The following is a 25,151-nucleotide window of genomic DNA, read 5'->3' on the forward strand; positions in this document are numbered from 1 at the left end:
TACTTTCTATGAAAAATAAAGATTTCCTCAAATCCCTTGCCGAACTGGCCGCCAGTCTGCGCCAAGTCATCGAAGCGGAAGTGAACGGCTTCGATGCGTCGACCAAGGCTATTGCTGCACGCCGTGCCAAGGTGTTTGACCCGGTAGGCGGTTACGAATATTTCGTAAATACCTACTTCCCCCATTATATCCGCTCGCCTGAGAAATCCGAACTGCATGCGTTTTTATTCAGCCGTCTGCCGGAGATTATCCGCTCCCCTAAAGGGGAAAATGAGGCGGTGGGTGCGCCGCGTGGCGAGGGTAAATCGACGCAGGTTACCCAGCTGTTTACGCTATGGTGTATCGTGACCGGCCAAAAACATTATGCCGTTATTGTGATGGACAGCATTGATCAGGCATACCCGATGCTCGAAGCCATCAAGGCGGAATTGGAATTTAACCCACGCTTGAAAACCGACTTTCCGGAAGTATGCGGGCAAGGCCGTGTATGGCAGGCCGGTACGATTGTGACGGCCAATGACGTTAAAGTCCAAGTGGCCGGTAGCGGTAAAAAGCTGCGCGGTTTGCGTCACGGCCCTTACCGTCCTGACTTAACTGTTTTGGACGATATTGAGAATGACGAACAAGTCCGCAACCCCGAACAGCGCGACAAGCTCAATGCGTGGCTGACTAAAACGGTATTGCCACTCGGAGGTGTCGGGCAAAAATACGATGTGATCTATATCGGCACGATTTTGCATTACGACAGTGTGCTTAACCGCACTCTGAATAACCCGTTTTGGCACGGTATTAAGTTTAAGGCGATGAAACGCTGGCCCGACCGCATGGATTTGTGGGACCGCTGGGAGGAACTTTTCCGAAACGACGGCGAGATGGTGGCCGAGGCGTTTTATCAGGCGAACAAAGACGAGATGGAGCGCGGCGTGGTCACTTCTTGGGCAGCTCGCGGTGTGTTGGCACTGATGAAAATCCGCGCCCGCGACGGCCATGCGACATTTGATTCGGAATATCAAAACGACCCGGTCAGCGGCGAAGATGCGCCGTTTGCCGAAAACATCAAATACTGGTCGGAATTGCCGAACGATTGGGTGTACTACGGTGCGCTCGACCCGTCGTTGGGTAAAGCGGGCGCGGGACGCGACCCGTCGGCGATTTTGGTCGGTGGTTATCAAAAATCAACGGGTCGTCTGTTCGTAACCGTTGCCCAAGTCAAAAAACGCCTGCCCGATTTGATTATCGAGGACGTGATCCGCATCCAAAAAGAGGCGCGGGTCAAGCCGGTGTTGTGGGTGGTGGAGACGGTGCAGTTTCAGGAGTTCCTCAAGGACGAGCTGATTAAGCGCGGTGCGCGTTCGGGTGTGCATATCCCCGTGCGCGGTATCAAGCCGTCTTCGGACAAGATGTTGCGGATTGAGACCTTGCAGCCGCACATGGCAAACGGGCTGATTCTGCTCAACCCCGACCAAAAGACGCTGATCAGCCAGTTGCGCCACTTCCCCAAAGCCGACCACGACGACGGACCTGATGCGCTGCATATGCTGTGGATGGCGGCAACGACGGGCAATGTGTCAAACAGGGCGCGGGCGATTGATTTGCCTGCGCCGATGTTGGAGATTTAAAAAAATGTGTGAACAAGGACGGATAACCGCGCGGGAAAAGGAGTTGGCAGAGGATGTTGAGTATCTCGAGCGTGGTTTGGATAAGGCAGTCAAGTATCTGCAAGATGTTGTCTCCACCTATAAGTCCGGCAGGCTGGTAAATTTGCATATCATGGTCGCCCAAATCGAGGGATTCTTGGCGGCGCGCGGTGAAGAGTATTGATTTTAAGGTCGTCTGAAACCGTTTTCAGACGACCTTTCGGAGTAAAAAATATGTTCGGATTGATTAAAAGCGCAACGCGGAAAACCGCCATCAAGACATTGACGAGCGCGACTGAAGACGCTTTGGAAAGCCTGTTTTCCAACATGGAAGGCACGGACGCGCTGCTGTCGCGCCTCGGCGTGGACAGACAGCAGGCATTGGATGCGGTAGTAAGCGATGACGAGGTGGCCGCCTGTTTGGAGGATTTGCACGCGGCCATGCTCAATAAACCTTGGCGGATTTATGGCGAGGACTTGAGCGACGAGGATAAAGACCGCCTGTGGAAAACGCTTAAACGCCACCTGCCCGCGCTTGCCGAAATCGTCCTGACGGCGCGTCTGGGCGGATACGGCGTGGGTCGTTATATCTATCAACCTGAACCCGACGGCTTTTTGACGATTAAACACATCAGCAACAAAAGCGGTGAGCTGGCGAAATATATCCCCTACCGTGACGGCTCGCTGGTGTATCGCGGCACCAGCGGCGAAGAGACTTGCAATACGGATGTGCTGTATCTCTTTATCGCCCATCGTTCGACTTCAACCAATCCTGCGGGCGAAATGGCGGCGGCGCGGCTGTATGCGCCCGTAGCGTTGCGTAAAAAAGGCTTTATCTATGCCGCGCAATTCATCACGCGCTACGCCCAGCCCTATCTGATTGCTAAAATCCAAGCCAACAGCGAGGACGACCACAACGGGTTTATGAGCCGTTTTTACCGCTTTGTCTCCGGCGGCGCATTGAGCATCGACCGCGAGGACGATGTGATGATGCTGCAAAACAGCGCGGATGGTCAGGCATTTCGACGACTGGAAAACCTTGCCAATGCGCGTATCCAAAAAACGCTGTTAGGCAAAGTCAAAACCAGCGACCTTGAGACCGCCAGCCGCGCCAGTCAGGAAACCGAAGAAAATAACCGCGACGAGCGCATCGGCGCGTATCTCGCTCTGCTCTCCCGCGCTGCACAGCACTTTATCGACGCGCTTGTGATGGTCAACAACGCCTACGGCAAGCCGATTAATGCGCCCAAAGGTGTATGGTTTGAGTTTGAAGACGAAATCAAGGTTGATAAAACCCGAGCCGAACGCGACAAGATGTATATGGATACGGGGCAGCTCGTGTTGACCGAAACCTACTACCGCGACATCTTGGGCTTTGAGCCGGAACATTTTGAGCTGCGCGACCCGAAAACGTCGTCTGAAAACCCTGCGCCCGCCAAATTCAGCCTGCGCCTGTCTGACGGCCTTGCCCATAATGCGCCCGATACGGCGGAGCAGGCAATCGCCCGACCGAAGATGGAGGCGGTGTTGGGTTTACTGGAAAGCTGCAAAGACTACGCCGAATTTGAGGCAAAATTGTCCGAGCTTGATTTGAGCAAGGGCGATAATCTCTTGATCCAGCGTTTGGTTTCAGACGGCCTTTCGGCTTGGGCCGACGGAGCGGGCGATGGACGGGATTGAATACAACTTCGCCGGCTTAGTCGATAAAGCCGCTTTCGAGCATTTCAAGGCTAAGAAAATCCTGCCCGGATTCAGTCATTACGATGTTTGGCTGTACCAACACAGCCTTGCGTTTACCGTCGCCAAGATGATGGACGCGGATATGCTCGCCGAAGTCAAAGACGCCATCGAATCCGCGCAACAAAACGGCACGGCGTTTGCCGATTTTAAAAAGCGTTTAAAACCGTATTTGATGGCTAAAGGCTGGTGGGGCGAGCAAGTGATGACCGACCCGCTGGACGGCGAGCCGAAATTGGTACAGCTCGGCAGTACACGCCGTCTGAAAACCATTTTCAACACCAATATGCAAACCGCCTTTGCGGCGGGGCAGTGGCAGCGGATACAGGCAAACAAAAAAGCCTTGCCGTATTTGCGCTACAACCATTCCGCCGCAGGGCATCCGCGCGACAGCCATAAACGCTACTACGGCTTAGTCCTACCGGTTGACCACGACATCTGGAAAGTCATCTTTCCACCCAACGGCTACGGCTGCAAATGCTCGGTTTCCGCCCTGACCCGTCGGCAGGCGGAGCACGAGGGCATCAGCGGCGAGCCTGATGTGGATATGGTCGAGTTTACCAATCCGCGCACAGGTCAAACGGTATTGATACCAGACGACATCACGCCAAGCTTTGCGCACAACCACGGCGACCGATTGGGTGCGATGGACGCACTGTTTGGCGAGCGAAACGGCGAAGAGGCACTGGTCGCCATGATTGCCGAGCGCGAGGCGTGGCTGGACAAGCGGTACAGCGTGCCGTCTGACAAAGTGGCGGTGTTGGCTTTGTCGGACAAGGTATCGGAAAAAGAAGTGCGCAGGCTGACAAAAGAGCAGTCTGCCAACAATACCAAAGACCACGAAGCGAGAGCTGCGGCAGCGTGGCAGGCTGAAACGGGAGACAGGCTGGAAGTGTTCGATTTGGCGGTAGAAAAAGGCAAAGGACAAGCCGATTATCTGATTGTTTCAGACGACCTGCCCCGCGAGGAATGGGTAAAACTGGATTTTATGTTTACCGAAAACCACGAACGTGCGGAATTGATGAACCGTTATTTTGCACACACCGCAGGGGCGTGGAATACTAAGGTCGACAAGATTCAGGAGCATTTTGATAAAGCCGATATTGTCCCGCTTGATTTACGCCACCTGAATGCGGCAAACCGGCATAAATTGTTGCAGTATGTGTTATCATTGCCGAAAGAACAGCGGGATAAAGTCCGCTTATTGGTAAAAATATCGGAGTAAGTCATGCCGTCTGAACTGTATGTCAGCCGCGAAGTAAAAGTATTTTTAGGCGGGAAAACCGCCCCGTCCGAATTGTTGGACTATCTGTACCCGCGTCTTGCCGAAATCGACAAGGAAGCAGCCGAGCAAATGCAGGGCGAGTTTTCGGGCTGCGTATTTTCAATTGCGGATTTGTCCGCGCAGGCATTTGCCAATGTGTACGGATGGATACTTGAGGCGGCAGAAAAGTCCGAGTGGATTAAGCCCTACAAAGCCGATTTGAAAACCGCCCTAGAAGCTGATCCGAGATTTAAACCGGTATAACCCGAAGGTCGTCTGAAACCGTTTCAGACGACCTTTTTTCATAACCGCTCAAATTTCGCGTTTTAGCGCGTTTTATCGGTCAGGGTAGGCAAAGATATGTCCGAATGTTTAAAGTCAATCTGACGCAGCCCTAAAAGCCCTCTGAAAACGTTTTTCAAACCGCCGCCGTCTGCATTTTTGGATATGTCTTAAATTTGCGATTTTAGGCGGGTCGGACGCTAAAGATAGGCAAACCCCCGTCAGAATCTTAAAAATCAATCTGGCGCGATTCTAAAGCGGTTTTAAAGTGGGTATTTTCATATTTTACGCATGAGGATTTTCAAAGGTCGTCTGAAACCTGAAATACGGTTTCGGGCGGCCTTTTTCATTTCGGACGGCAAAGTGAAGTCATGCCGCCGTCTGTTTGCCGTCATGCGTTGCACAATGGCGGCTATGAATACGAAAACATCACCCCTCAATATCAAATTGTCCGCCGCGCTGCCGGTTGCCTTGGCGACCCGTGCGGATGATGTGCGTACCTTTAAAGGCGTCGCCAACTCGGGCAAGCCGTTCGGCTACGGCGGTTATCCAACCGTCGTCGATTTGGCGGAGCTGTCGCACAAAGCGTCCGTCCCCGTCCTGTTGGAGCATTCGCCGCTGAAAATGGCGGGCGTGTGCAGCCTGTCGGTAACGGCGGACGGTCTGATTGCCGAGGGCAGTCTGTTGTCCAACGAGTTTGGCACGCAGATCGCCGAAGCAGCCGACCAAGGTTTTCCTTGGGAAATGTCGGTTTACGCGCAGGCGGAATCCTACGAGGAGCTGGCGGCGGGCGCGGTATTGTCCGTCAACGGCAACGAGGTAACGGGTCCTGCGGTGATTTTGCGCCGCTGCACCATCCGCGAGGTGTCGTTTACCGCCATTGGGGCGGACAGTGAGACGGAGGCGGTGGTGTTGTCGGACGGCAGCCCCTTGCCGGATATTTTTAAACAACCTTTGGAGTTATCCATGACACCAGACGAAAAGAAAGCGTTTGACGAGCTGAAAGCGGAAGTCGATACGCTCAAGGCTGAAAAAGCCGAAGTCGAGAAAAAGCTGAAAGAAGCCGAAGCGGCTGCCAAGAAAGAAAAAGTCAAGGCGAAATTGTCCGCCGCAGGTTTCAAAGAAACCGAAGACGGCAAGTTTGAAGGCTTGTCCGATGCGACGATGACCGTGCTTTTGTCTGCCGACATTGACGCGGCGGAAGCCATGATTGCCGATTTGACGCCGAAAGCCGCTCCGTCTGCCGTACCGCCCGCGCTGTTGAGCGAAGGCGCAGGTAAGGACGATTCTGAAAACACTGGTGCAGAAGGCAAATTCTCTATTGCCAGCCGCAAAGGCTCATTGGGAGGCTCTTATGTCTAAAGTCAAAACCGAAATCTTAGGCCCTGTCATTTCCGACTTTTTGAAATACGAAGCAACGCCGCAGACCCGCGTTGCCGTTGCCGCCGAAACCGGCACAAAGGCAGGCAAGTTTGTCGAGTACCCGCTGCGCGGCAAAAAGCTGGTGGCGCTGACTGATGAAGCCGACGGCAAAGTCATCGTCCAACCGCTCAACTGCATCATCGACCTGTCAAAAGTCGCCGATGCGGATGTCAAAGCGGCGACCACCGGCAAAACCTTGGACGCGCTGAAAAAAGAAGGCGACGCGTACGGCATCGTTTACCAAGGCACGCCCGCCGCCTGATTTCAGACGACCTTTAAACCCGATTTAAAAAGGACACATCATGCCTTTATCCGATAACAGCAAGTTTGGCGTGCAGGCTTTGACCACCGCCGTCAACAAAATCGACCCGGGCGCAAGCCAAATCCGCGAGCTGGGCATCTTCGAACCCGAATATCTGACCACCACTTATGCCGACATTGAGTTCCAAGACGGCAAAGTCAGCTTGGTTGCCAGCAAAGAGCGCGGCACATCCGGTCAGGCGGTGGACAGCCCGAAACGCACCGTGCGCACCGTCAAAATCCCGCACCTGCCGATTCACGACATCATCCGCGCCGACGACGTGCAAAACCTGCGCGCTTTCGGCACAACCCAAGCCGCAACCGTCATGGACAAGGTCAACGAAAAGCTGGCCGGTGGCAAATCTGACCTCGAATACACCCGCGAACACCTCATGCTCGGCGCGTTGCAAAGCAAGATTTTGGATGCGGACGGCAGCGTGATTTTGGACATCAATGCCGATTTCGGCGTTACACGCAAAACGCAAAATATCGAATTGTCCAAAGATACGACCAAAGTCGGCTCGGTATTGGACAAGCTCTTGTCTGAGCAACGCCAAAAATTCGCCGGTGCGCAAGTGCGCGGCTGGGTGGTGTATTGCGGCATCGATTTCCTGAACGCGCTCAAAGAGCATAAATCCATCTTCGAAGTGTACAAACGCTACGACGAGGCACGCGCCTACCGCGAAGGCGATACGCTCAATCCGACCGAGTTTGTTTACAAGGGCATCCGCTTTATCGAGTATGCCAACCATTTCGGCAGCGACGCCGACATTGCGGCGGACAAAGCGATTCTGTTGCCGGTTGGCCGTAATCTCTACAAAGAGTATTTCGCACCTGCCGACATGGCCTCAACTGTAAACACCCGCGCCCTGCCGTATTACGCCAGCCGCGAGAAATTGCAGCACGACAAGGGTTGGAGCCTCCACATGCAGTCAAACCCGCTGCCGATTGCGCTGCGCCCCGAGTTGTTGGCAACGCTGACCATGTCTTAAACGGATTTCAGACGACCTTTAAGGCAACAAAAAGGTCGTCTGAAAACGGAGGACGGCATGATTACCATCCAAGACATGATTACCCGCTTCGGCGAGCAGGAAATGGCGGAGCGGTCGAATCATGAAAACTACGAATACATCAACGAAGATGTATTAAACGCGGCAATCGCCGATGCGGAAGAAGAGGCGGCAAGCTACCTTCGGGCGGCGAAACTGTTTTTTACCAACGACACCACGCCGCAGGTTTTGAAAATCAAAGTCTGCGACATCGCCCGCTACTACCTCTACGACGACGCGGTAACAGGCATTGTCGAGGAGCGTTATCAGTCGGCGGTCGCTTGGCTCAAGATGGTCGTCAAAAATCCGAATATGCTGGACGAGACCCGCGTATCGGATGACCGCATACCGTCAACTTGTGCCGTTTATGTCAATGCCGAACCCGATTTGCGGGAATGGCTGAAGGAGTAAGCGATGCGGATTACGGTATCACACAATTTATCGCGCATCGCCCAAAGCCTGAACCGCCTGTCGGGCAAGTTGACAGGCAGCCTTGAAGAGCCTTTGCGCGCCATCGGCGGCATCCTCGAATCCTCGACCCGCCGCCGTATCGCCGAAACCAAAACCGCGCCCGACGGCAAACGCTGGGCGGACGTATCCCCCGCTACGGCACAAGCCAAAAACGGACGCGGCGGGATTTTGGTGGATCACGGCAACCTCTTGGCAAGCATTACGCACGAGGCATCGGCAAAAAGCGTGATTACCGGCTCAATCATGGGCTACTCGGTTTATGCGCAGAAAGGCACGAAAAACATGCCGGCGCGTCCGTACTTAGGTTTGTCGGTGCAGGATTATCAACACATCGGCGAACTGATGGAGGACTGGCTTAACGGTCAGTTTGATTAATGGCTTTAAAACAGCATGAAAACTTATTGGCGGTCTATCCCGAAATCCTAGGCCGTCTGAAAACCGTCAAAGGCATTAAGGCGGTCAAGGAGATCGGCGAACTTGCCGAGCTGCTCGCCCAAGGCACGGCGAAGCGCAAAGCCGCCCCGCTGGACGGCGCGGTCTATGTCGTTTACGGCGGCTCGACCTTTGCCGACGAGGCGAAAAACGGCAAATACCTCAAATCGACGCTGCACTTTACCTTTGTGTTGGCACGCAGCTATACCGCCAACGGCAAATCCACGCTGTACGAGGTCGGCGAGACCCTGACGGCAATCCAACGGGCGTTTTCAGGCTGGGATGCGGGCGACGAATATGCCGTTACCCCTTTCCGCCGCATCGCCTCGCCATCCATCGAATACAACGACGGCTTTGCCTTTTACCCTATTTCATTCGCCTGCGATACCGTGCAGGCGGCAAACTAAAGGAGCTGCCACATGGCAAAACAAAACGACCACGGCTTAATCTTTGAGGGCGACGTCAAGGTGCGCAACCTCAATCAAAAAGGCTCGGGTTTTATCGAAATCGGTAATACCACCGCCCTGACCACACAAACCAGCGTGGAAACCAAAGAGCGCGTATCCAAGCAAAAAGGCACTTACGGCAGCGCGTTGGACAGCTTGAAAACCGTCAAACCCACCGAAATCGGCCTGAAGCTCGATACCTTCGACAAAGACAACCTTGCGCTTGCCCTGATGGGCGAAGCTGCCGTCATCGCAGCAACGGCGCAGACCGTTACGGACGAAACCGTAACCATCGGCAAAAAAGGCATGGCGTACAAACTGGCAAACGGCAACATCGACCCGGTTACCGTCAAAGTCAAAAACAAGTCCAAAGCTGCCGTTGATGCGGCGCATATCGACATCAACGCCACCTTGGGCATGATTACCATCCTGCCGGACGTCGACACCGTCAACGACGGCGAAGACATCACCGTCGAATACAAAACCCGTGCATCGGGCGGCTACAAAGTGTCCGCTGCGACCTTGTCGCGTTTGGATTTGGAAATCTATGTCGACGGCCGCAACCGCGTTACCGGCGAGGATGGCGTCTTGCACATCCCCCATGCCGTAATGGCAGTGGACGGCAGTATCGACTGGTTATCTGATGATTTTAACGAAGTTGAATTTAAAGGCACGGCAGTGTTGGCTTCGGGCGAGACCTCGACCTATTCCTTCACGTCTTACAACAACTGATTCGGTTGGTAGATAAAAGGTCGTCTGAAACGAGCTTCTGCGTGTAGGCGCAGCGGCGTGGAGTTTCAGACGACCTTTTTTTAAACGGGTTTTAAAACAGGGTTAATTATGGCAAACATCCAAGCGGGTATTGAGATTAAGGCGGGCGTGTCCGGTGCCGAACACATCGATGCGCTGGCGCAGTCCATTGAGGCGGCGGGCATCGATACGGGCAAACTGACGGAAGAGGCGAAAGCGCTGGGCGCGACGCTGGCGAAAGCCCAGGCGCAACAGGCGGCGATTGCGGAATATAAGGCTTTGTCGGCGGAATTGGACAACACCGCCAAAGAAATGCGCGCGCTGGACGAATTGACCGCGACGCTTGAGAAATCCATGCGCGACGGCGGTACGCAGCAACAGCGGGCCGATTTGGCGAAACTTCGCGCCGAATCCGAACGCCTGGCAAAAAGCGAAACCGAGCTGACGGGCAAACTGTATGCCGCCCGCGACGCGATGTCGGTGTCGGGCGTATCCGTCAAAAACCTTGCCGCCGAAGAGGCACGCCTGTCGTCCGAATCCGCTGCCGCAACGGCACAGCTAGACCGCCTGACTGCCGAAGCGCAAACCCTAAAAGCCATCGCCGATGCCAAAATCCAGCTCGGTATCGATACCGACGACAAGGCTCGTCAGGAAATCCAAAAGACCAAAGACGCCTACGAGCTGCTCAAAGACAGCGGCACGCTCTCGCACGAGGAATTGGCGCGGGCGGCGCAGTTGCAAGAAGGCAAGGTGCGCGAACTCGAAGCCAGCCTGAAAGGCGTGAAGCCGTCTATTGCCGAGGTCGCTTCGGAGATTCAGGGCTTGGTCGGCGGGGCGGGCGGCTTGGCGTTTGCCACCCGCGAGGCAATGAAGTTTGAAACCGCGATGGCGGGCGTGAAAAAAGTCGCCGACGGCACGGACGAGCAATACGCCAAGCTTTCGGACGAGCTGAAGAAAATGGGCGCGGAATTGGGCATTTCCGCCGCCGAAATGGCAGAGCTTGCCGCAGCGGGCGGGCAGCTTGGCATCCCGATTGAGAAATTGTCGGAATTTACCGCCATCGCGTCCAAAATGTCGGTTGCCTTCGGTTTGAGCGCGGAAGAGGCAGGCAATGCCGCCGCGACGATTGCCAACGTGTTCCAAATCCCAATCGGCGAGGTCGAGAAGCTCGGCGATGCCATCAACGTTTTGGGCAACAATACCGCCGCCCGTGAAAAAGATATTGTCGCCGCGATGGCGCGTATCGGCGGTACGGCCAAGCAGTTCGGGCTTGCTGCCGACGAAGCCGCCGCGCTTGCCGACGCCTTTATCGCCTTGGGCAAACCGCCCGAAGTGGCGGCGACCGCCATCAATGCGCTGTTGCAAAAACTGCAAACGGCGCAAAGCCAGGGCAAGGGTTTCCAAGACGCGCTTGCGTCCATCGGAACGTCTGCCGACGAGATGGCGGCAAACATCGCCGCCAATCCGCAGCAGGCATTGACCGAGTTCCTGCACAAACTCGAAGTCTTGGACAAACAAAGCCGCGCCCTGACGCTCTCGCAACTCTTCGGCACCGAGTACAGCGACGACATCGCCCTCTTGGTCGGCTCGCTGGGCGAATATGAAAAGGCTTTGGGCTTGGTCGCCGACAAGGGACAGGTCGTCGGCGCGATGCAAAAAGAAGTGGCAAGCGCCATGTCCACCAGCGAGGCGCAGATTGCCAAAGCCAAGCAAGAGATCATCAACGTTGCCATCGAGGTCGGTGAAAAGCTGCTGCCTTTGGTGTCTTTGTTGGCAAGTACGGTGGGCGGTGTTGCCGGTGCGGTCGGCGCGATTACGGAAGAGTTCCCCGTTTTGACGCAGCTTGCCGCGCTGTTTGCGGCGGGAGCCGTTGCCGTCAAGGCTTATGAGGCGGCTGTCCGCCTGACGGGCGGCGCGGTATCGGCATCGTTTGCGACCCAGCGTGTCGGGATTGAAGCAACCAAGGCATCCATCCTGACGACCACTGCCGCTGCCCGAGAGCTGGGCATCGCGCTCAAATCCGCTGCCGCCGGTAACGGCTTTGGTAACGGAGCGGCGGCTGCGGGTGTGTTGGCGCAAAACCTTAAACTGGCAGCGGCCAATGCGGGATTGTTGTTTGTGGCATTTGAGGCGGGGCAGGCGGTTGGCTCTTGGTTGCGTGAAAACACTGATTGGGCAAAACTTTTCGGCGATAACCTTGCCCGTATCCCTGCCATTATAAACAGCCTTTTTACTACGGGCGGGCTGGACAAATACCGCGAACATTTCAAGACCGAAGCCCAAATCAAGCGCGAGTTGGAGGAGGCAGATAAAAAGGCGCAAGAAGCCGCTGAAAAAGCCGCTGCCGCCAAAGCCAAAGCCGCTGAAGAAGAGGCAGCCGCCGTCAAAGCCCTGCAAGCCGAATATCGTGCTTCCGCTGCCGAGCAGGCGGCGTTGGAGCGCAGTATGGCCGCCTTGCGTGCCGACGGGCGCGAAAACGGCGACTTTTACAGCGAGCTGGCAATCAAACTGGAAAACGTGCGCGATAAAACCGCCGAACTGAAAGCCGAGCTGGATAAGAAAAACATCAAAATCAGCGCGGACACGGGCGAACTTGCCGAAGCGCAAAAAGCACTCGAATCTTTGGGGCTGACGGCGGAAGAAGTAACCACCGGCATGAGCAAAAAAGCGGCGGAAGGTATTGCCAACTTTTCCACCGCCGCCGCCAAGTTCGGCAACGATGCCGAGCAGATGTCGCGCTTGTTTCAGGCGGCATTAAAGCAGATGGACAGCCCCGAAGCGGTCGAAAAACTGAAAGCCGCCTTGGAGGACGCGGGCAAACAGGCAGGCATGACCGCCGAGGAAATTAAAAAAATCGGCGATGCCGCGCCCGTCGCATCCGATAAGGTTGCCGACGCATTTGCCAAAATCGGTGTGGACAGCAAGGCCGTGATGACGGGTATCAGCAGCGACGCACGTCAGGCGTTTGCCGACTTTAAGGACGCGTCCGAACAGGCGGCGGCGGCCGGTCAAAAAGATGCCAAGCTGATGCAGGCGGCGTTTGAGCAGATGATGGGCAAACTCAAAAGCAAAGAGGAATTTGCCGAGTTCCAACGCCAGCTCAAAGCCAGCGGCGATGCGGCACTGTTGACGCAGGAGCAGCTTGCCCGTTTGGGCGATGCGGCGTCAGGCGGTGCAGAAAAAGCCAAAGCCGCCTATCAAGGGCTGAACGATACGGCCGCGCAGGCGGGCGAGGCTGCCAAAAACGCCCACGACAAGGGCGCGCAGGCGGCGGAAGGTCATGCCCAGTCTGTCAGCAAGGTGGTCAAGGCAAACGACGAGGCGGCGGCCAGCGCGGAAAAGGCGGCGGCAGCGACCGAAAAAGCCGCCAAAGCCGTTACTGATTATGGCTACCGGCTCAGTCAGACGGGCGGCTACGTCAAGTTCAATAATGAACAGCTTGAGTTGATGAACCAAAAATTCAGGGGCGTCAAAATCGGCATGGAGGCGACACTGCAAATCGGGCGAATGAAGGACTACACCCAGCAGATTTACCTTGCCAACTCCGCCATGCAGCGGTTGAGCGACGCAACGGCGCAGGGTGCGTTGACGCAGGGCGTGTTGAACGATGCCGCCAGTGCGGCCGCCCGTGCCGCCGACAAGCTGGGCAATACCGAGCTGACCAAGTTTCGTAATGCCATTGCCGACGCGCAACGCCGCTTAAACGCGCTGCGCCAAGAGGCAAGCGACGCGACGCGCGCCCTTGAGGCGGAGCTTGCCGAACTCAACGGCAACGCCGAGGCGGGCTACGCTTTGCAGCAGGAGAAAAAGCTGCGCGAGCTGAATCAGAAACTGGCAAACGCCAAGCAGCTGGGACAGGGCGACATTGCCCGCGAATATCAGCGTCAAATCGAGTTGCAGCAGCAAATCTACGACCGCCAACGCAACAAGCGCGCCGAATCTGCCGCGCAGGAACGCGCCCGCAGCCAAAACACGGCAAGCGGCAGCAACAATGTGGCGCGTCAGTTGCAGCAAATCGGCAATCCGCAGGTCAACGTCAATACAGACGACCTTAACCGCATTTTGGCGCAGCGCGACGAGGCGGTCGCCAACAGAGCGGTCGGAAACTTGATGACGCAACTGGAAAACTCGTTCAAACGGACGAATTAATCCAAGCGGCAAATACAAACCCGACTGCAACCATGCCAAGCCCCGATTTTCGGGGCTTTTGCTTTAATGGGGTTTTATATTTAGGCAAAGGTCGTCTGAAATGGCTGATTGGATTTTAAAGCGCAAGGACACCGGCGCAAGCGTCCGCCTGCCGCAGGATATGCGCTGGGAAGATGAATTTGGGTGGAACAAGGTGGCGCAGGCCGCGCCGCAGCGCACGCTGTCGGGCGGGCTGGTCGTCCAGCAGGGCATCAAGGCAAACGGCCGTCCGATTACGCTTTCGGGCGATTGGGTATGGCTGGACTTGGGGTCTTTGCGCACTTTGCGCGATTGGACGGACGTCCCCGAATTGGAAATGACGCTGACGCATTACGACGGGCGCGAATTTAATGTCATTTGGCGCACGCATGACGCGGCTTTGGGCAACGTCGAGCCGGTGCGGTACTCGACGCCCGAGGCGGACAGCGAACGATATACCGCCAAACTCTGCCTGATGACTTTTTAAGGTCATCTGAAAGCAGGTTTAAACAGGATTTAAAAAGGTTTCAAAAATGGAAAAAACAACGCGCCTGACGCAACAGGATTTGCAGATTTACCCCAGCCAGCGCATGACCGATACGCCTGACGGCGGCGGTTTGATGGTGGGGCAGCCGCTGACGGGCGAGGATAACGAGATTTTCCCGCCCGTCTCGGACGTTGACCGCACGATGGGCAGCCTGGACGCGCGCCTGCTCTACCCAGCCGTCCTGCGGAACGACTCCGAGCCGCTTTACGGCGGGCATTTCGTCATTACCGAGCCGCCAACCTCTGAAAACGTGTCTTTCTTGGCGTTTAAGGCGCGCAACTACGGCGAGAGCCGCGCAGACATCATGCCGCGTATTGAGGCTTATTCCGTGCCGACGGTCGAAAGCCGCATGACGCTGATGGGGCGGCATTTGGCGGGCGTGCGCCTTGTGCAGGCATATCAGCGCGAAGAAGCCCCGCTGCCTAAAGTGGGCGAGCGGTATTGCTTACAATACGAAGACAAAACCAATGCCAAGACCGAGCGGATTACCGAATATTTTCGCATCGCGAACCTGACGCACGAAATGCGGACGTTTGAAATCCCTTTGGCTGGTGGGCAGACCAAAGAAATCCGCCGCCGCGTCCTCAAAATGGAGACGACCAACCCGCTGACGCGAGATTTCGACGGCGTGGACTACCCCGTCGAGGGCTATGCGGGCAGTAAGGTCAAGATTTTGGAAACGCAGGTCGCCGATTCGGCAAGCTATTACGGTGTCAAACCCGTTTCAGACGACCTCAAGGCGGGCGATGCGTCGCTGACGGTAGCCAGCATCTACGAAAAGCTGGTTCCTACTTCGACGGTAGAGACACCATATGCCGACCAATATCCCGTCGCGGGCGATATGTGGGTGGCTGCCGCGCCTGAAAAACAGGTGTTTAGCGGGTATGTATCGGGCGGTACGCTGACGATGCCCCATTCGCTTTTGCCGGGCAGCATCAAAATCGGCAACTACAAAGACAATGCGCAGGGGCAGTTGGTCTCCGGCGATAACATCATTCAAGCCGATTATGAAAAAGGCCGTCTGAGCGGCATTCCAAGCGGGACTTATACCGTTTCCGCCATCCCCGCCGCCAAATCATCGGCTGCGCGGTTTGCCTTTGCCGTTGAAATCAAAGAAACCAACCAAGGCACGGCGTTTGCGCCGCTGCTGACACCCGCGCCCGCTGCGGGCAGCCTGAAAGTGTCGTTTATGGCGTTGGGCGTTTGGTATCTGCTCGCCGATTCGGGCGACGGCGTGTTGCGCGATGAGGCAGGCAAAGCGGTAGGCACGGTGTCGTCAACCACCGGCTCTGTCGTGCTTAATCTGCCCGTATTGCCCGATGTCGGCAGCCGCCTTGTGTTCCAATGGGGCGGGATTTCGGGGTTTGCCTCGTCAGATGGCGGTAAGACCGGGACAGCAGCGACGCCGAAACCTGCCGAAAGTAAATGCACCTATGGCTTGGGTCATCCCATCAAGCCGGGTACGTTGGTATTGACTTGGCAGGATGGCGGCACCAAAACCGCCCGCGACGACAGCAACGGCAGTCTGACGGGCGATATGCAGGGGTCGGTGGATTACCTCAACGGCGTGATTTCGACCGAACGCTACATCAACAGCAACACGGTCGAATATGCCTGTGAAGAGACGCGCCGAATCAGCGCAAGCGTGGTCGGCGGCGCAGGCTACGGCATGACGGCAGAGGATAAGGGGGCGCATTGGGAGCTGGTATTCAAGGACGCTACGCCTAATCAGTCGGTCTTCAGATTGGATGTCAAAGGGCAAGTCTCTGAAGAGACAGAGTACACGGTGCCGAATTGGTATGGCGCAGCGGTTAGATAGGAGATAAAAATGGCGATTTCTGCCGGGAAAGAAATTAAATCAGGTACGGCGCGTATCAGTCTGCTCGCAGTCAAAGGCGGCTGGAAAGCGGGTAAAAACGCCGTGCAGGGTATCCGCTGGGACGGCGGTAAGCTGATTGTGCCTAAATTCGCGTTGCGGGTGGAGGCGTTGGCTTGGGCGACCAAGTCTTATTCGACCTTGGGTGCCGCATGGCGCGCGCAGGAAAAAGACGCGACCTCCAAGAAAACCGTCGATATGTCCTTTAGTGACTGGAATGCGGAATTTTTGTCCGCCGACTCGTCCCACGCCAAGCCCCGAAGCGGGCGTCTGGCAGGCGGGCTGACATTTAATGTCTTGATTGACTTTGACCAAGGCAGTACCTGCGTCTTTAATTCGTGGTCTTTTTCGGACGGTACGACCGAAATCGTCGAATACGGCGGCACGCTTTATAAAAACTGGGATGCAGCCAAAGGCAGCGGCGAAAATATCGGCACATTGTCCGCCGCCGGCGAGGTATCTATCAACGACCCCGCCGTCAAATTTCAAAGCCTCAAGGTAACGGGCGGGGTCGTCCGTCTGCCGCAGGTTAAGATTTTCTCCTATGCGGGGCGTACCCCCGCCGCGCCGGTCAAGCCCGAAAGCTTTACCGTTTATGCCAACAACGGCGACATCGTCGGCCGCAGCAATGCCGAAGGCAATATCGATGGCGGCATCACGGGAAAAATCGACTATGAAACAGGTTTCTACGAAATTACCCGCACCGCAGGTTTTTATCCCGAGGATTTGCGATACAACGCCGTAACCCAAGACAACCTGCCCTTGGATTCTTCGATTATCGGCATTGATGCCGTGCGCCTGCCTGCCGACGGACGCGTCCCCGTGTTCCGTAAGGGCGATATGGTCGTAATTTCCAATCGGCTCAAGCAGGATTTGGGCAGCGCGTTTACCGCCGCCCAGAAAATCACGCTCAACCGACAAAACCTCGACCGCCTATGTTTGGTCGACAGCAAGGGCAAACACGTCCTCGCTGAAAAATACACGGCAGACCTTAAGGCGGGCAGTATTACCTTCGGCGAGCCGTTGGACTTGTCGCAATACACCCTGCCGCTGACCGCCGTGTGCGCGTGGGAAGAAGAAAACCGCATTACGGGCGTCGATATTTCGGGTCGTCTGAAACTGCAATTTGCCATTTCGCGCGCCTACCCCAAAGCAGGGACTTACGTTTCGTCCGCCCTGATCGGCGGCGATTTGCTGGTACGCGCGACCGAGCCGTTTTCGCAACAGGCATGGGATAATGTTTGGGCGGATTCGCGCCGCGGCGATCCGATTTTGGCAAAGGCAAATGTCAAGGATTACCCGATTAAATTAGCCAGCAACGGCGCGATTACCGAGCGTTGGTTGATTAGATTCACTACTGCCAACCAATTCGAACTTTACGGCGAGCAGCTTGGCTTAGTCGCCAAGAGCGATACCCTGACCGACCTTGCCCCGACCAATCCCGCCACGGGCAAACCGTACTTTACGATTAAATCGACAGCGTTCGGCGGCGGCTGGGCGGTTCAAAACTGCATCCGTTTCAACACCTACGGCACGCCGCTGCCCGTGTGGATTCTCCGCAGCGTCCAGCCCTCGCCCGACAGGCAGGAAGGGAGCGACGGCTTCACCGCCTGCCTGCGCGGTAATACGGTGGCGGAGTAGGTACAACGAATAAAGGTCGTCTGAAGGCGTTTCAGACGACCTTTTATTACCGCTTGTTTATTTTTAATGCCGTTTAATTTAAAATCCTTTATACGGAATAAATATTGCGAGGATGTGATGGAAAACTATTACGAACTTTTAGGGATTGTGTCATCAGCAACAAAAGACGAAATTGAAAGGGCGTTAAGGAGGGCGGCTGAACAGCAGACGTTGGATTTGGATGAGATAAAGCAGTGTCGGGAATATTTGCTGAATCCGGTGAAAAAGGCTGAGTATGATAAGGAACTCCATGCCGAATATCCTGACCTGGCAAAAGAGGATGGAAAAAAGGTAAAGGCGGAGGAAAAACTTCGGAAGAAAAATCAAAAAGGGAAAGGCTCTGATTTCTTGGAATTGATTGGTATGGGCATTGTGGTTTCCATTCCATTTTTATGGTTTACATTTAATGGTGGCGGTGGTTCATCCAAGCCAAGCGGGTATCAAGCACAATCAGCCTGCGAAAGAGCGGTAACGGGTATTTTAAAATCCCCGTCATCAGCCAAATTTGGCGGATGGCAGCGTAGCGAAAATGCCGACGGTACATATGAGATAAGCGGGTATGTTGATTCGCAAAATAGTTTTGGAGCTGTTTTGCGGGCGCAATTTAGTTGCTCAGTAGATTCGAGTGGAGACCGAGCGAAGATTACTTATTTTAGATGACGGCAACAAAACAGAATGCTGCCGAGTATCTGACTGCAACCATGCCAAGCCCCGATTTTCGGGGCTTTTGCTTTAATAAGGCTTTATTTTTAAAGCAAAGGTCGTCTGAAATGTTTAATACTGAAAGAGTGCCGGTCAAGGTTTACCGCTGGGATGACGCAGGTGCGCCCAAGCTGACGACTGATGCCGGAGCGTTTAAAACTGTTTTAAAGGCCTGTTTGGTGACGGGTTATGGCGAGGGTGAGAATCGGAAAGAGCCGCTGGGCTGGGAAATTCATCAGGAAACGGAAACTGCCGCCTATTTTCGCTCTAAGCATGAAAAATCATCCAAGCCATATCTATTGGTCAATGGTAGTTCGAGCGGTTATTACAATATCGTTTCGGCTAAATTCAAAGTGTCTGCAGATCTTCAGCCGCACGTTGCTAATGATAATGTTGCCGCTGAGACTGGGAATTCTGTCAATGAGTTGAACTGTAGATCTCGACGTGACTGGGTTTTAATTGGGAATGAACGTGGGTTTTGGTTGGTTGTCGGGTCGAAATATGAACGTAGTAGACCTGGTATTGGTTATAAAACAACACCATCGGCAACTGCTTTATTTTTTGGAGATTTCGCAAGTGCGGCGCCGTTTGATGTATCTAATGCTGCATTGATGACTATCACCCTTTCGGATTACTCCATTAGTAAAAGCTTTAACAGTACTGCTACTTTTTCAGGAGGAGTTGATAATAATATCCCTACTAAAGCAAGAATACGTTCATTAATGTCATTTGATAGTGGTGGTAACGAGGCGGTTGACGGGATTGCTAAAAAACTGATTGCAACGCCTTTTTATTTTTTTGAGGGCGGCAATCTACGCGGGCTGGTTCCGGGATGTCTCGGGGCATCTACATCTTGGTTTTCAGAAAATAATTGTTTTGAACAATACCGTTTGGACAACAGTCCGGACGAGTTTTTAATTTTCACCACCGGATACGCCGAAAAGGATGGTGTCGGTCGGAATTTTTTGATTAACCTGACTGCATGGGACATGTAACGATGGGTGTGCTTTTGTCAGACGGACTTGTGTTTGCCGACCCCGTCTATGGCGGTCGCGGCTATATTGCAGGGGAGGCAGAGGGGATTGTTACCGTCGGAGGGCAGCCTGCGGAACGCAAAATACTGCTTTTCGAGCGGCGGAATTTTAAGGTCATTCGAACTCAATGGAGCAAGGCTGACGGGTCATACCGCTTTGATTACCTGAATCCGAATAAAGAATTTTTGATGGTTGCGCTTGACCATAAAAAGCAATACGAGCCTGTCTCCTATGATTTCATCAAGCCATTTGTCGATACTGACGGCGGATAAGGTCGTCTGAAATGTCTGACGATAAATCCAAAACCTATGCCGATTCCGCGCGGATTCCGCTGCCTTTCGGGGCGTTGATTGCACAGCGTAAACCGTCAAACCGATTGCCGATACCGTTTACCCGTCCGCTGCGCCATATTGCGGCAGGCGGGGCGGTTGCGCCGATTGAGCCGCCAAAGCCCAAACCGCCCGAGCCTTATGCGCCACCGGCAGGATATGCCGCCGTATCGGGGGAATGGGGGTTTGTTCTGCATGCGGTTGGAACGGGGGCGGCTTGTCTGACCGGTGGCTTTGCCGGCAGTAGTGCGGAGGTCGGAATGTCGGGCGTGTCGGTCAAGGCTGTTGACGTTGCCCATTGTTTTCAGACGACCTTTGATGGTATGGCCGCGCTTGAAGGTCGTCTGAAAGCGCAGTCCGAGCCGTCGTTTGCGGTTTTGGCTTGTGCGTCCGGTATTCAAAGCGCGATGGACGGGCTGGACGGCTGCTCCGGCACGAACACGACAGGCAGCCTGTTTTTGACGGGCTGCGGCGGCGACACGCAGGCGGCACGGGCGGGCGAACGCTTGGAAACCCACGCGGACAGTACGTTTTCAGACGACGCTTTGTTGGTCGGCTGTTTACAGTCGGACATCCTCGCTGCGGTGGATTTGGCGCGTTGCTTCAGCCCTGAATCCCTGCCCGCCGTTACCGTTCCCTGCGAATACTACGAGATTCCGGTCGAGCCTGAGCCGGTTCCTGAAACCTACGTCTGCGGCATCCGCCCGCCGTCAAACCGCCTCGCCCTGCGGTTTTACCGTAAAAAAATCGCGCACGACCCGCGCCATATTCCGCTGCCGTTCGCTTGTTTCGACACGGCAAAAACCCCTATTTTAAACGGATACATCATGCAAAACACCGTCAAAGCCACGGCGGACGGGCAGCCGATTGAGTTTTTTTCCGCCTCGTTTACCGCCGATACGGGCGGCTATTGCTGGCAAGGCAGCCTGACCGTATCGCCCGAGGATTTCGCCAAAATCAATCCTGACGCACGCGCAAAGGGTGAGGAAGCGCAAATCAAGGTGCAAATCAATGCCGACACTTTTGTCATCATTGCCGAGGATTACAGCGACAACCGCAGATTCGGGCAAAAGAGCTATACGGTAACAGGCAGGAGCGTTACCGCCCGCTTGGGCGCGGACTACGCACCCAAAGGCAGCGGCACATACCGCAACCCTATCTACGCCCAACAAATCGCCACGGAGGTCTTGAGACCGACGGGCGTGGGCTTGGACGGATGGATGATGGCGGATTGGCTGATTCCTGCCGACGTGTACGCATTGACGGACAAGACGCCGATGGCGGTATTGCAAGAGCTGGCGCAGGCGGCGGGCGGGTTTATTGAGAGCGACCGCGCCAAACCTGCCCTGAGATTTAAGCCGAGGTGGGAATCGGCAGCTTGGGAGGTGGCGCAGGCTGCGGCAGACGTTACCGTGCCTGCCAGCGTAATTTTCGGCATCAGCGGGCAGCGCAACGTGTCCGAGCGGGCAAACGGGATTTATGTTTGGCCGAGCCATAACAAGGGCAAGGGCGCGGATGTGTACCGCAACGGCAGCAATCGCGAGCCGCGTGCCTCTGCGTTGACCCACGCGCTTTATACCGACCAGCCTGTTTTGCTTGCGGCGGGTGTTGCCGCCTTGAGCGCGACGGGCGTCCACAAGCGCGAGACCGTGTCTTTGCCTGTGTCAGACAAATACGCGATTCCGATGGCTAATTTGGGCGAGATTTGGCAAATCAGCGAGCCGTCCGGCAACTGGCAGGGCGTGGTTGTGGGCGTATCGGTCGAGATCAAAATCGAAAACGACGCGCCTGTCGTTACTCAAAATGTAAGCATCGACCGCTATTTGGACGATTAAAGCCGCTTTAAAAATGCTTTAAAGGTCGTCTGAAAGCCATGTTCAGACGACCTTTTATCTATTTGTTGGGAGTAACAAAATGACCAATCTGTATCAAAACCTGACGGCACTGCTCAACCGCGAGCAGCGCGGCATCGCCAAAATAACGGGCGATTTGGGCGGCGGCTCATGGGCGGCACAAACGCAAAGCGGCGGAAATATCGTTTTGAGCGGTCAGGCTGCTTTGAATCAACGGGTTTTCTATGATGTCCGCACCAACCGCATCATCAGTCAAGCCCCTGACGCTGCTGTTTTGGAGTTGGGCGTGTAGTGTTGAGTGCAGGCTCGCCGCCCGGGTGGTGGGCGATGATTTGGGATAATTTGTTTTATTTTGAGGGTGTGATGAGTACCGATATTCTGCGCTTCAAACGGGGCGAGACCGTCGAAATCAGTGTTGTCTTTGATGTTTTGGACGACTTGGGTATTTCTGCCCTGACCGGCGTGACCGCTGCCGCCGAGCTTCGGCGCAAACATACTAAGGAGACGGTTGCCCGCTTTCAGACGACCCTTTACCCCGAAATACGCTTGGTGCTGTTGCGCTTGGATGCCGATGTGTGCCGAGGTTTGACAGAGGGGCATTACGTTTTTGATTTGCAATTTATTCGCCGATCTGACGGCTTGGTGCAATACAGCGGAGATATTCCGCTGGAGATTTTAAAGAGTACGAGCAATGTTGGGTAAGTTTCGAGTTTTTAAGGGCAATTTGGAAAATGCCGCGCATCGGTACGATGACGACTTGTATCGGACGTGGTTGATACAGCCCGAAAATCAAGGCAAATCATTTGAGGATTTCACTCGATGGCTTGCCGACGTTAAAAGCGAGGATGCGGGCGAAGCCCCTGATTTCGTCGCAAGATTTATTTTGGCAACTTCATAAGGCAGGTAAAAATGACATTAAGACAACGTATAGACGCGCTGGTGGACGCTATCGGCGCAAAATTCAAAGAGGTTATCGGTAAAATCGGCTCGACAGATATGCTGCAAACTACAGAGCGCGGCAGCGTGGTCGGCGCGGTAAACGAGCTGAAAACCCGTATTGACAACATCGGCAGCGGTAACGGCGGCGCGGCGATTGACGATACCGCGCCTGCGGCTGATAAGACTTACTCCAGCCAGAAGGTCGATTCGCTGATTGATGCGGCAAAAACGTCCGTTAAATCAGAGATTTTAGACGGCGCGGACGCGGCATACGATACGCTGGCGGAAGTTGCCAAGTATATTGAGCAGGATAAAACCGGTGCGACCGCGCTTTCGGAAGCCGTTGCCAAACGCCTGCGTATCGATGAGGCGCAAGTTTTGACACAGGCGCAAAAAACCGTGGTGGAAACCACGCTCAATCTTGGCGATACGGATACCGACTTCGTGGCTAAATTTAATCAGGCGTTGCAGTCATGACCTTGGTCGAGCGTTTTAAGCTGTTTGTCGATGCCGTTGCCGCCCGGTTTAAAGCGCAGGAGGCTGAAATCAGCAAGCTACGATCTGCGCAAGGTGGCGGTAAAAAAGAGTATCGGGAGATGTATATCCCACGATCGGACATTAAATTTCCAGAGGGAAATGGCAACAATAAGTGGATTACCATTCCATTTGATGTTCCTTTTTCTGAGCGTCCAATGGTCAATGTTGTGCTGGATATACAAGACCAAATGGCACGGGTCTTTTATGTGGGCAATATAACAACGGAAGGGTTCGATATAGGCATAAACTATGCGCCGGCACTCAAGGGCGTGTGGTATCAGGCTTGGATTGTTGATAAATAGGCAAGAAAAAAGGTCGTCTGAATACCGGCGACCTCAATAGGGAGATTTAAAAAATCAGTGGGACGGCGACGTAGCGGTGCGGCAACACCGCTACGCCAGCCAAGCAGTTCGCGCCTGCATTGACTTCTAAGGCCGCCTTAGTCTCGCGAGACCGAGGCATTCTATCTGATACAGGAGTGGATGCAAATGCAAATTTATCGTGAGTTACGCTGCAAATTTTGCGGCAAATTGCTGGCAAAAGGCAGCGGTTTCGTACAAATAAAATGCACGCGCTGCAAAAATATCAATTCTTTCAGTTGATTATAAAATTTAAGAATGCCGTCGAGCATCATATTAATCTGATTCAGAGCGTCGTCGAATGCCGATTTAGGAGTATATATGATGCAAAAACTGCAACAATCTTTACCCATCATCCCTTGGATGGGCGGGAAACGACGATTGGCAAAACACCTGTTGCCCATGTTCCCCGAGCATTCTTGTTATGTCGAGCTGTTTGCCGGCGGCGCGGCATTGTTCTTTCTTCGGCAAACACCCGCTAAAGTGGAGGTACTCAACGACATCAACGGACAGCTCATCAACCTGTACCGCGTGGTACAACACCATTTTGACGAGTTCGTCCGCCAGTTTGAGTGGACACTGACAAGCCGAGAGGTCTTTGCCCGCCTGCAAAGCACGCCGCCTGATTGCATGACCGATATTCAACGAGCTGCCCGGTTCTTCTACCTTCAACACAACGCCTTCGGCGGCAAGACCGTCCATCAACATTTTGGTACGGCTACCACGTCAAAAGCGTGGGATGCGTCGCAAGTTGAAGCCAAATTAAAGGCTGCTAAAGACTGTTTAAAAGGTGTTTATATAGAAAGCGAACCGTGGGAGCGTTGTTTAAAACGATATGACCGCGAGCATACCTTCTTCTACGCAGACCCGCCGTACTGGCAAACCGCAGGGTACGACCACGCATTCGATTGGTCATAGTATGAGCTGCTGGCCAAAGCAATGGCGGAGAGCAAGGGTAAGGTCATGTTATCCATCAATGACCACCCTGATATAAGGGCGTTGTTTAAAGATTTTCGTATTACTCAACTGGAGTTGGCTTATACCGTAGGCAGGGATAAGACGGGCAAAACCAGCGGCGAATTGGTTATTTGTAACTGGTAAAACAAAAGCGACGTTTCCGTCGCTTTTCTTACTTTCTGCTATCCGATATATAGTGCAAAAGCTGCCGCAACTTTTAAAACGTACCGAGTGCAAAAGTTAATGTAACAAAGTGCAAAAGGCGGCGGCGGGTTACAGTACTGGTTTAAAGTTAATCCACTATAAAAATATTGATGCGAATAGTCCGTATCAATCTCACCAAACATCAAAAAAGGTCGTCTGAAATTTTTCAGACGACCT

General features: G+C 54.3%; 26 protein-coding genes and 1 pseudogene. 26 read left to right on the top strand and 1 reads right to left on the bottom strand.

The annotated features are described in order from the left end of the window. The first annotated feature begins 8 nt into the window (after positions 1–8). The 26 genes and pseudogenes from terL to HMPREF2572_RS04130 all read left to right on the top strand — a co-directional run bounded on the left by terL (position 9) and on the right by HMPREF2572_RS04130 (position 24,914). Positions 9–1,619 (top strand): phage terminase large subunit, encoded by a 1,611-nt coding sequence (gene terL / locus HMPREF2572_RS04005; RefSeq protein WP_070496346.1) that lies wholly within the window; start codon positions 9–11, stop codon positions 1,617–1,619. A 43-nt stretch (positions 1,620–1,662) separates the two neighbouring features. Further along, the gene (locus HMPREF2572_RS04010) at positions 1,663–1,821 is read left to right on the top strand and encodes a hypothetical protein (protein ID WP_168161774.1); all 159 of its coding nucleotides are present in this window, start codon (positions 1,663–1,665) and stop codon (positions 1,819–1,821) included. Between the two features lie 50 nt (positions 1,822–1,871). After that, positions 1,872–3,317, top strand: coding sequence for a phage portal protein family protein (locus tag HMPREF2572_RS04015; RefSeq protein WP_070496348.1), 1,446 nt, complete (start codon positions 1,872–1,874; stop codon positions 3,315–3,317). Beyond that, positions 3,304–4,599, top strand: a complete 1,296-nt coding sequence (locus tag HMPREF2572_RS04020; protein WP_070496349.1) for a phage minor head protein — start codon at positions 3,304–3,306, stop codon at positions 4,597–4,599. Before HMPREF2572_RS04015 ends, HMPREF2572_RS04020 begins: the two co-directional genes overlap by 14 nt. 3 nt (positions 4,600–4,602) lie before the next feature. Continuing rightward, positions 4,603–4,902 carry a hypothetical protein gene (locus HMPREF2572_RS04025; protein WP_003741292.1) on the top strand — a complete coding sequence of 100 codons (300 nt, stop codon included), beginning with the start codon at positions 4,603–4,605 and terminating at the stop codon, positions 4,900–4,902. 381 nt (positions 4,903–5,283) lie between these two features. Beyond that, complete coding sequence (locus HMPREF2572_RS04030) at positions 5,284–6,282, top strand: hypothetical protein (RefSeq protein WP_246827762.1); 999 nt, start codon at positions 5,284–5,286, stop codon at positions 6,280–6,282. Further along, on the top strand, positions 6,275–6,604 hold the full coding sequence (locus HMPREF2572_RS04035) for an oxaloacetate decarboxylase alpha chain (RefSeq protein WP_070496350.1): 330 nt from the start codon (positions 6,275–6,277) through the stop codon (positions 6,602–6,604). Before HMPREF2572_RS04030 ends, HMPREF2572_RS04035 begins: the two co-directional genes overlap by 8 nt. Positions 6,605–6,644: 40 nt before the next feature. After that, a complete protein-coding gene (locus HMPREF2572_RS04040; protein WP_070496351.1) occupies positions 6,645–7,634 on the top strand; it encodes a major capsid protein in 990 nt (329 codons plus the stop codon). Positions 7,635–7,691: 57 nt separating this feature from the next. Further along, a complete protein-coding gene (locus HMPREF2572_RS04045) occupies positions 7,692–8,102 on the top strand; it encodes a phage protein Gp36 family protein (protein WP_070496352.1) in 411 nt (136 codons plus the stop codon). A gap of 3 nt (positions 8,103–8,105) precedes the next feature. Beyond that, on the top strand, positions 8,106–8,537 hold the full coding sequence (locus HMPREF2572_RS04050) for a phage virion morphogenesis protein (RefSeq protein ID WP_070496353.1): 432 nt from the start codon (positions 8,106–8,108) through the stop codon (positions 8,535–8,537). Continuing rightward, positions 8,537–9,001, top strand: a complete 465-nt coding sequence (locus HMPREF2572_RS04055; RefSeq protein WP_049226976.1) for a phage tail terminator protein — start codon at positions 8,537–8,539, stop codon at positions 8,999–9,001. The genes HMPREF2572_RS04050 and HMPREF2572_RS04055 overlap by 1 nt, the downstream gene beginning before the upstream one ends. Positions 9,002–9,013: 12 nt before the next feature. Next, positions 9,014–9,772 (top strand): phage tail tube protein, encoded by a 759-nt coding sequence (locus HMPREF2572_RS04060; RefSeq protein ID WP_070496354.1) that lies wholly within the window; start codon positions 9,014–9,016, stop codon positions 9,770–9,772. Between the two features lie 108 nt (positions 9,773–9,880). After that, entirely contained in the window at positions 9,881–13,939 is a 4,059-nt protein-coding gene (locus HMPREF2572_RS04065) for a phage tail tape measure protein (RefSeq protein WP_070496355.1), read from the top strand. Positions 13,940–14,039: 100 nt separating this feature from the next. Next, positions 14,040–14,444 carry a hypothetical protein gene (locus HMPREF2572_RS04070; RefSeq protein ID WP_070496356.1) on the top strand — a complete coding sequence of 135 codons (405 nt, stop codon included), beginning with the start codon at positions 14,040–14,042 and terminating at the stop codon, positions 14,442–14,444. Between the two features lie 46 nt (positions 14,445–14,490). Next, positions 14,491–16,323: a hypothetical protein gene (locus HMPREF2572_RS04075; RefSeq protein ID WP_070496357.1), complete on the top strand. Its 1,833-nt coding sequence runs from the start codon at positions 14,491–14,493 to the stop codon at positions 16,321–16,323. Positions 16,324–16,332: 9 nt separating this feature from the next. Continuing rightward, a complete protein-coding gene (locus tag HMPREF2572_RS04080) occupies positions 16,333–18,021 on the top strand; it encodes a hypothetical protein (RefSeq protein WP_070496358.1) in 1,689 nt (562 codons plus the stop codon). A 117-nt stretch (positions 18,022–18,138) separates the two neighbouring features. Beyond that, the gene (locus tag HMPREF2572_RS13170) at positions 18,139–18,720 is read left to right on the top strand and encodes a hypothetical protein (RefSeq protein WP_148132280.1); all 582 of its coding nucleotides are present in this window, start codon (positions 18,139–18,141) and stop codon (positions 18,718–18,720) included. Further along, positions 18,717–19,757 (top strand): hypothetical protein, encoded by a 1,041-nt coding sequence (locus HMPREF2572_RS04090; protein WP_070496359.1) that lies wholly within the window; start codon positions 18,717–18,719, stop codon positions 19,755–19,757. Before HMPREF2572_RS13170 ends, HMPREF2572_RS04090 begins: the two co-directional genes overlap by 4 nt. A 29-nt stretch (positions 19,758–19,786) precedes the next feature. Beyond that, positions 19,787–20,068: a hypothetical protein gene (locus HMPREF2572_RS04095; RefSeq protein ID WP_246827763.1), complete on the top strand. Its 282-nt coding sequence runs from the start codon at positions 19,787–19,789 to the stop codon at positions 20,066–20,068. 11 nt (positions 20,069–20,079) lie between these two features. Further along, complete coding sequence (locus HMPREF2572_RS04100) at positions 20,080–21,960, top strand: hypothetical protein (RefSeq protein ID WP_246827764.1); 1,881 nt, start codon at positions 20,080–20,082, stop codon at positions 21,958–21,960. A gap of 79 nt (positions 21,961–22,039) precedes the next feature. Further along, positions 22,040–22,270 (top strand): hypothetical protein, encoded by a 231-nt coding sequence (locus tag HMPREF2572_RS04105; RefSeq protein ID WP_016687368.1) that lies wholly within the window; start codon positions 22,040–22,042, stop codon positions 22,268–22,270. 71 nt (positions 22,271–22,341) lie between these two features. Beyond that, the gene (locus tag HMPREF2572_RS04110; protein ID WP_070496388.1) at positions 22,342–22,680 is read left to right on the top strand and encodes a hypothetical protein; all 339 of its coding nucleotides are present in this window, start codon (positions 22,342–22,344) and stop codon (positions 22,678–22,680) included. Positions 22,681–22,887: 207 nt separating this feature from the next. Then, positions 22,888–23,394 carry a hypothetical protein gene (locus tag HMPREF2572_RS04120; protein ID WP_070496362.1) on the top strand — a complete coding sequence of 169 codons (507 nt, stop codon included), beginning with the start codon at positions 22,888–22,890 and terminating at the stop codon, positions 23,392–23,394. Next, a complete protein-coding gene (locus HMPREF2572_RS04125) occupies positions 23,391–23,756 on the top strand; it encodes an H-type lectin domain-containing protein (RefSeq protein WP_070496363.1) in 366 nt (121 codons plus the stop codon). The genes HMPREF2572_RS04120 and HMPREF2572_RS04125 overlap by 4 nt, the downstream gene beginning before the upstream one ends. Positions 23,757–23,942: 186 nt before the next feature. Further along, entirely contained in the window at positions 23,943–24,056 is a 114-nt protein-coding gene (locus HMPREF2572_RS13175) for a Com family DNA-binding transcriptional regulator (protein ID WP_081452104.1), read from the top strand. 78 nt (positions 24,057–24,134) lie between these two features. After that, positions 24,135–24,914: pseudogene (locus HMPREF2572_RS04130) on the top strand (DNA adenine methylase). Between the two features lie 38 nt (positions 24,915–24,952). Here the strand turns inward: HMPREF2572_RS04130 and HMPREF2572_RS14760 are convergent. Further along, on the bottom strand, positions 24,953–25,151 hold a 199-nt coding region (locus HMPREF2572_RS14760; RefSeq protein WP_210385288.1), incomplete at its 5' end, for a hypothetical protein.

The organism is Neisseria sp. HMSC064E01 (genome assembly GCF_001808875.1).
In the GTDB taxonomy this organism is placed as follows: Bacteria; Pseudomonadota; Gammaproteobacteria; order Burkholderiales; family Neisseriaceae; genus Neisseria; species Neisseria sicca_A.

What these genes read in the sequence shown, in the direction of transcription:
- terL (WP_070496346.1), top strand. Translation starts at nt 9, where the DNA reads ATGAAAAATAAAGATTTCCTCAAATCCCTTGCCGAACTGGCCGCCAGT.
- HMPREF2572_RS04015 (WP_070496348.1), top strand. Translation starts at nt 1,872, where the DNA reads ATGTTCGGATTGATTAAAAGCGCAACGCGGAAAACCGCCATCAAGACA.
- HMPREF2572_RS04020 (WP_070496349.1), top strand. Translation starts at nt 3,304, where the DNA reads ATGGACGGGATTGAATACAACTTCGCCGGCTTAGTCGATAAAGCCGCT.
- HMPREF2572_RS04025 (WP_003741292.1), top strand. Translation starts at nt 4,603, where the DNA reads ATGCCGTCTGAACTGTATGTCAGCCGCGAAGTAAAAGTATTTTTAGGC.
- HMPREF2572_RS04035 (WP_070496350.1), top strand. Translation starts at nt 6,275, where the DNA reads ATGTCTAAAGTCAAAACCGAAATCTTAGGCCCTGTCATTTCCGACTTT.
- HMPREF2572_RS04040 (WP_070496351.1), top strand. Translation starts at nt 6,645, where the DNA reads ATGCCTTTATCCGATAACAGCAAGTTTGGCGTGCAGGCTTTGACCACC.
- HMPREF2572_RS04045 (WP_070496352.1), top strand. Translation starts at nt 7,692, where the DNA reads ATGATTACCATCCAAGACATGATTACCCGCTTCGGCGAGCAGGAAATG.
- HMPREF2572_RS04050 (WP_070496353.1), top strand. Translation starts at nt 8,106, where the DNA reads ATGCGGATTACGGTATCACACAATTTATCGCGCATCGCCCAAAGCCTG.
- HMPREF2572_RS04055 (WP_049226976.1), top strand. Translation starts at nt 8,537, where the DNA reads ATGGCTTTAAAACAGCATGAAAACTTATTGGCGGTCTATCCCGAAATC.
- HMPREF2572_RS04060 (WP_070496354.1), top strand. Translation starts at nt 9,014, where the DNA reads ATGGCAAAACAAAACGACCACGGCTTAATCTTTGAGGGCGACGTCAAG.
- HMPREF2572_RS04065 (WP_070496355.1), top strand. Translation starts at nt 9,881, where the DNA reads ATGGCAAACATCCAAGCGGGTATTGAGATTAAGGCGGGCGTGTCCGGT.
- HMPREF2572_RS04070 (WP_070496356.1), top strand. Translation starts at nt 14,040, where the DNA reads ATGGCTGATTGGATTTTAAAGCGCAAGGACACCGGCGCAAGCGTCCGC.
- HMPREF2572_RS04075 (WP_070496357.1), top strand. Translation starts at nt 14,491, where the DNA reads ATGGAAAAAACAACGCGCCTGACGCAACAGGATTTGCAGATTTACCCC.
- HMPREF2572_RS04080 (WP_070496358.1), top strand. Translation starts at nt 16,333, where the DNA reads ATGGCGATTTCTGCCGGGAAAGAAATTAAATCAGGTACGGCGCGTATC.
- HMPREF2572_RS13170 (WP_148132280.1), top strand. Translation starts at nt 18,139, where the DNA reads ATGGAAAACTATTACGAACTTTTAGGGATTGTGTCATCAGCAACAAAA.
- HMPREF2572_RS04090 (WP_070496359.1), top strand. Translation starts at nt 18,717, where the DNA reads ATGACGGCAACAAAACAGAATGCTGCCGAGTATCTGACTGCAACCATG.
- HMPREF2572_RS04100 (WP_246827764.1), top strand. Translation starts at nt 20,080, where the DNA reads ATGTCTGACGATAAATCCAAAACCTATGCCGATTCCGCGCGGATTCCG.
- HMPREF2572_RS04105 (WP_016687368.1), top strand. Translation starts at nt 22,040, where the DNA reads ATGACCAATCTGTATCAAAACCTGACGGCACTGCTCAACCGCGAGCAG.
- HMPREF2572_RS04110 (WP_070496388.1), top strand. Translation starts at nt 22,342, where the DNA reads ATGAGTACCGATATTCTGCGCTTCAAACGGGGCGAGACCGTCGAAATC.
- HMPREF2572_RS04120 (WP_070496362.1), top strand. Translation starts at nt 22,888, where the DNA reads ATGACATTAAGACAACGTATAGACGCGCTGGTGGACGCTATCGGCGCA.
- HMPREF2572_RS04125 (WP_070496363.1), top strand. Translation starts at nt 23,391, where the DNA reads ATGACCTTGGTCGAGCGTTTTAAGCTGTTTGTCGATGCCGTTGCCGCC.
- HMPREF2572_RS13175 (WP_081452104.1), top strand. Translation starts at nt 23,943, where the DNA reads ATGCAAATTTATCGTGAGTTACGCTGCAAATTTTGCGGCAAATTGCTG.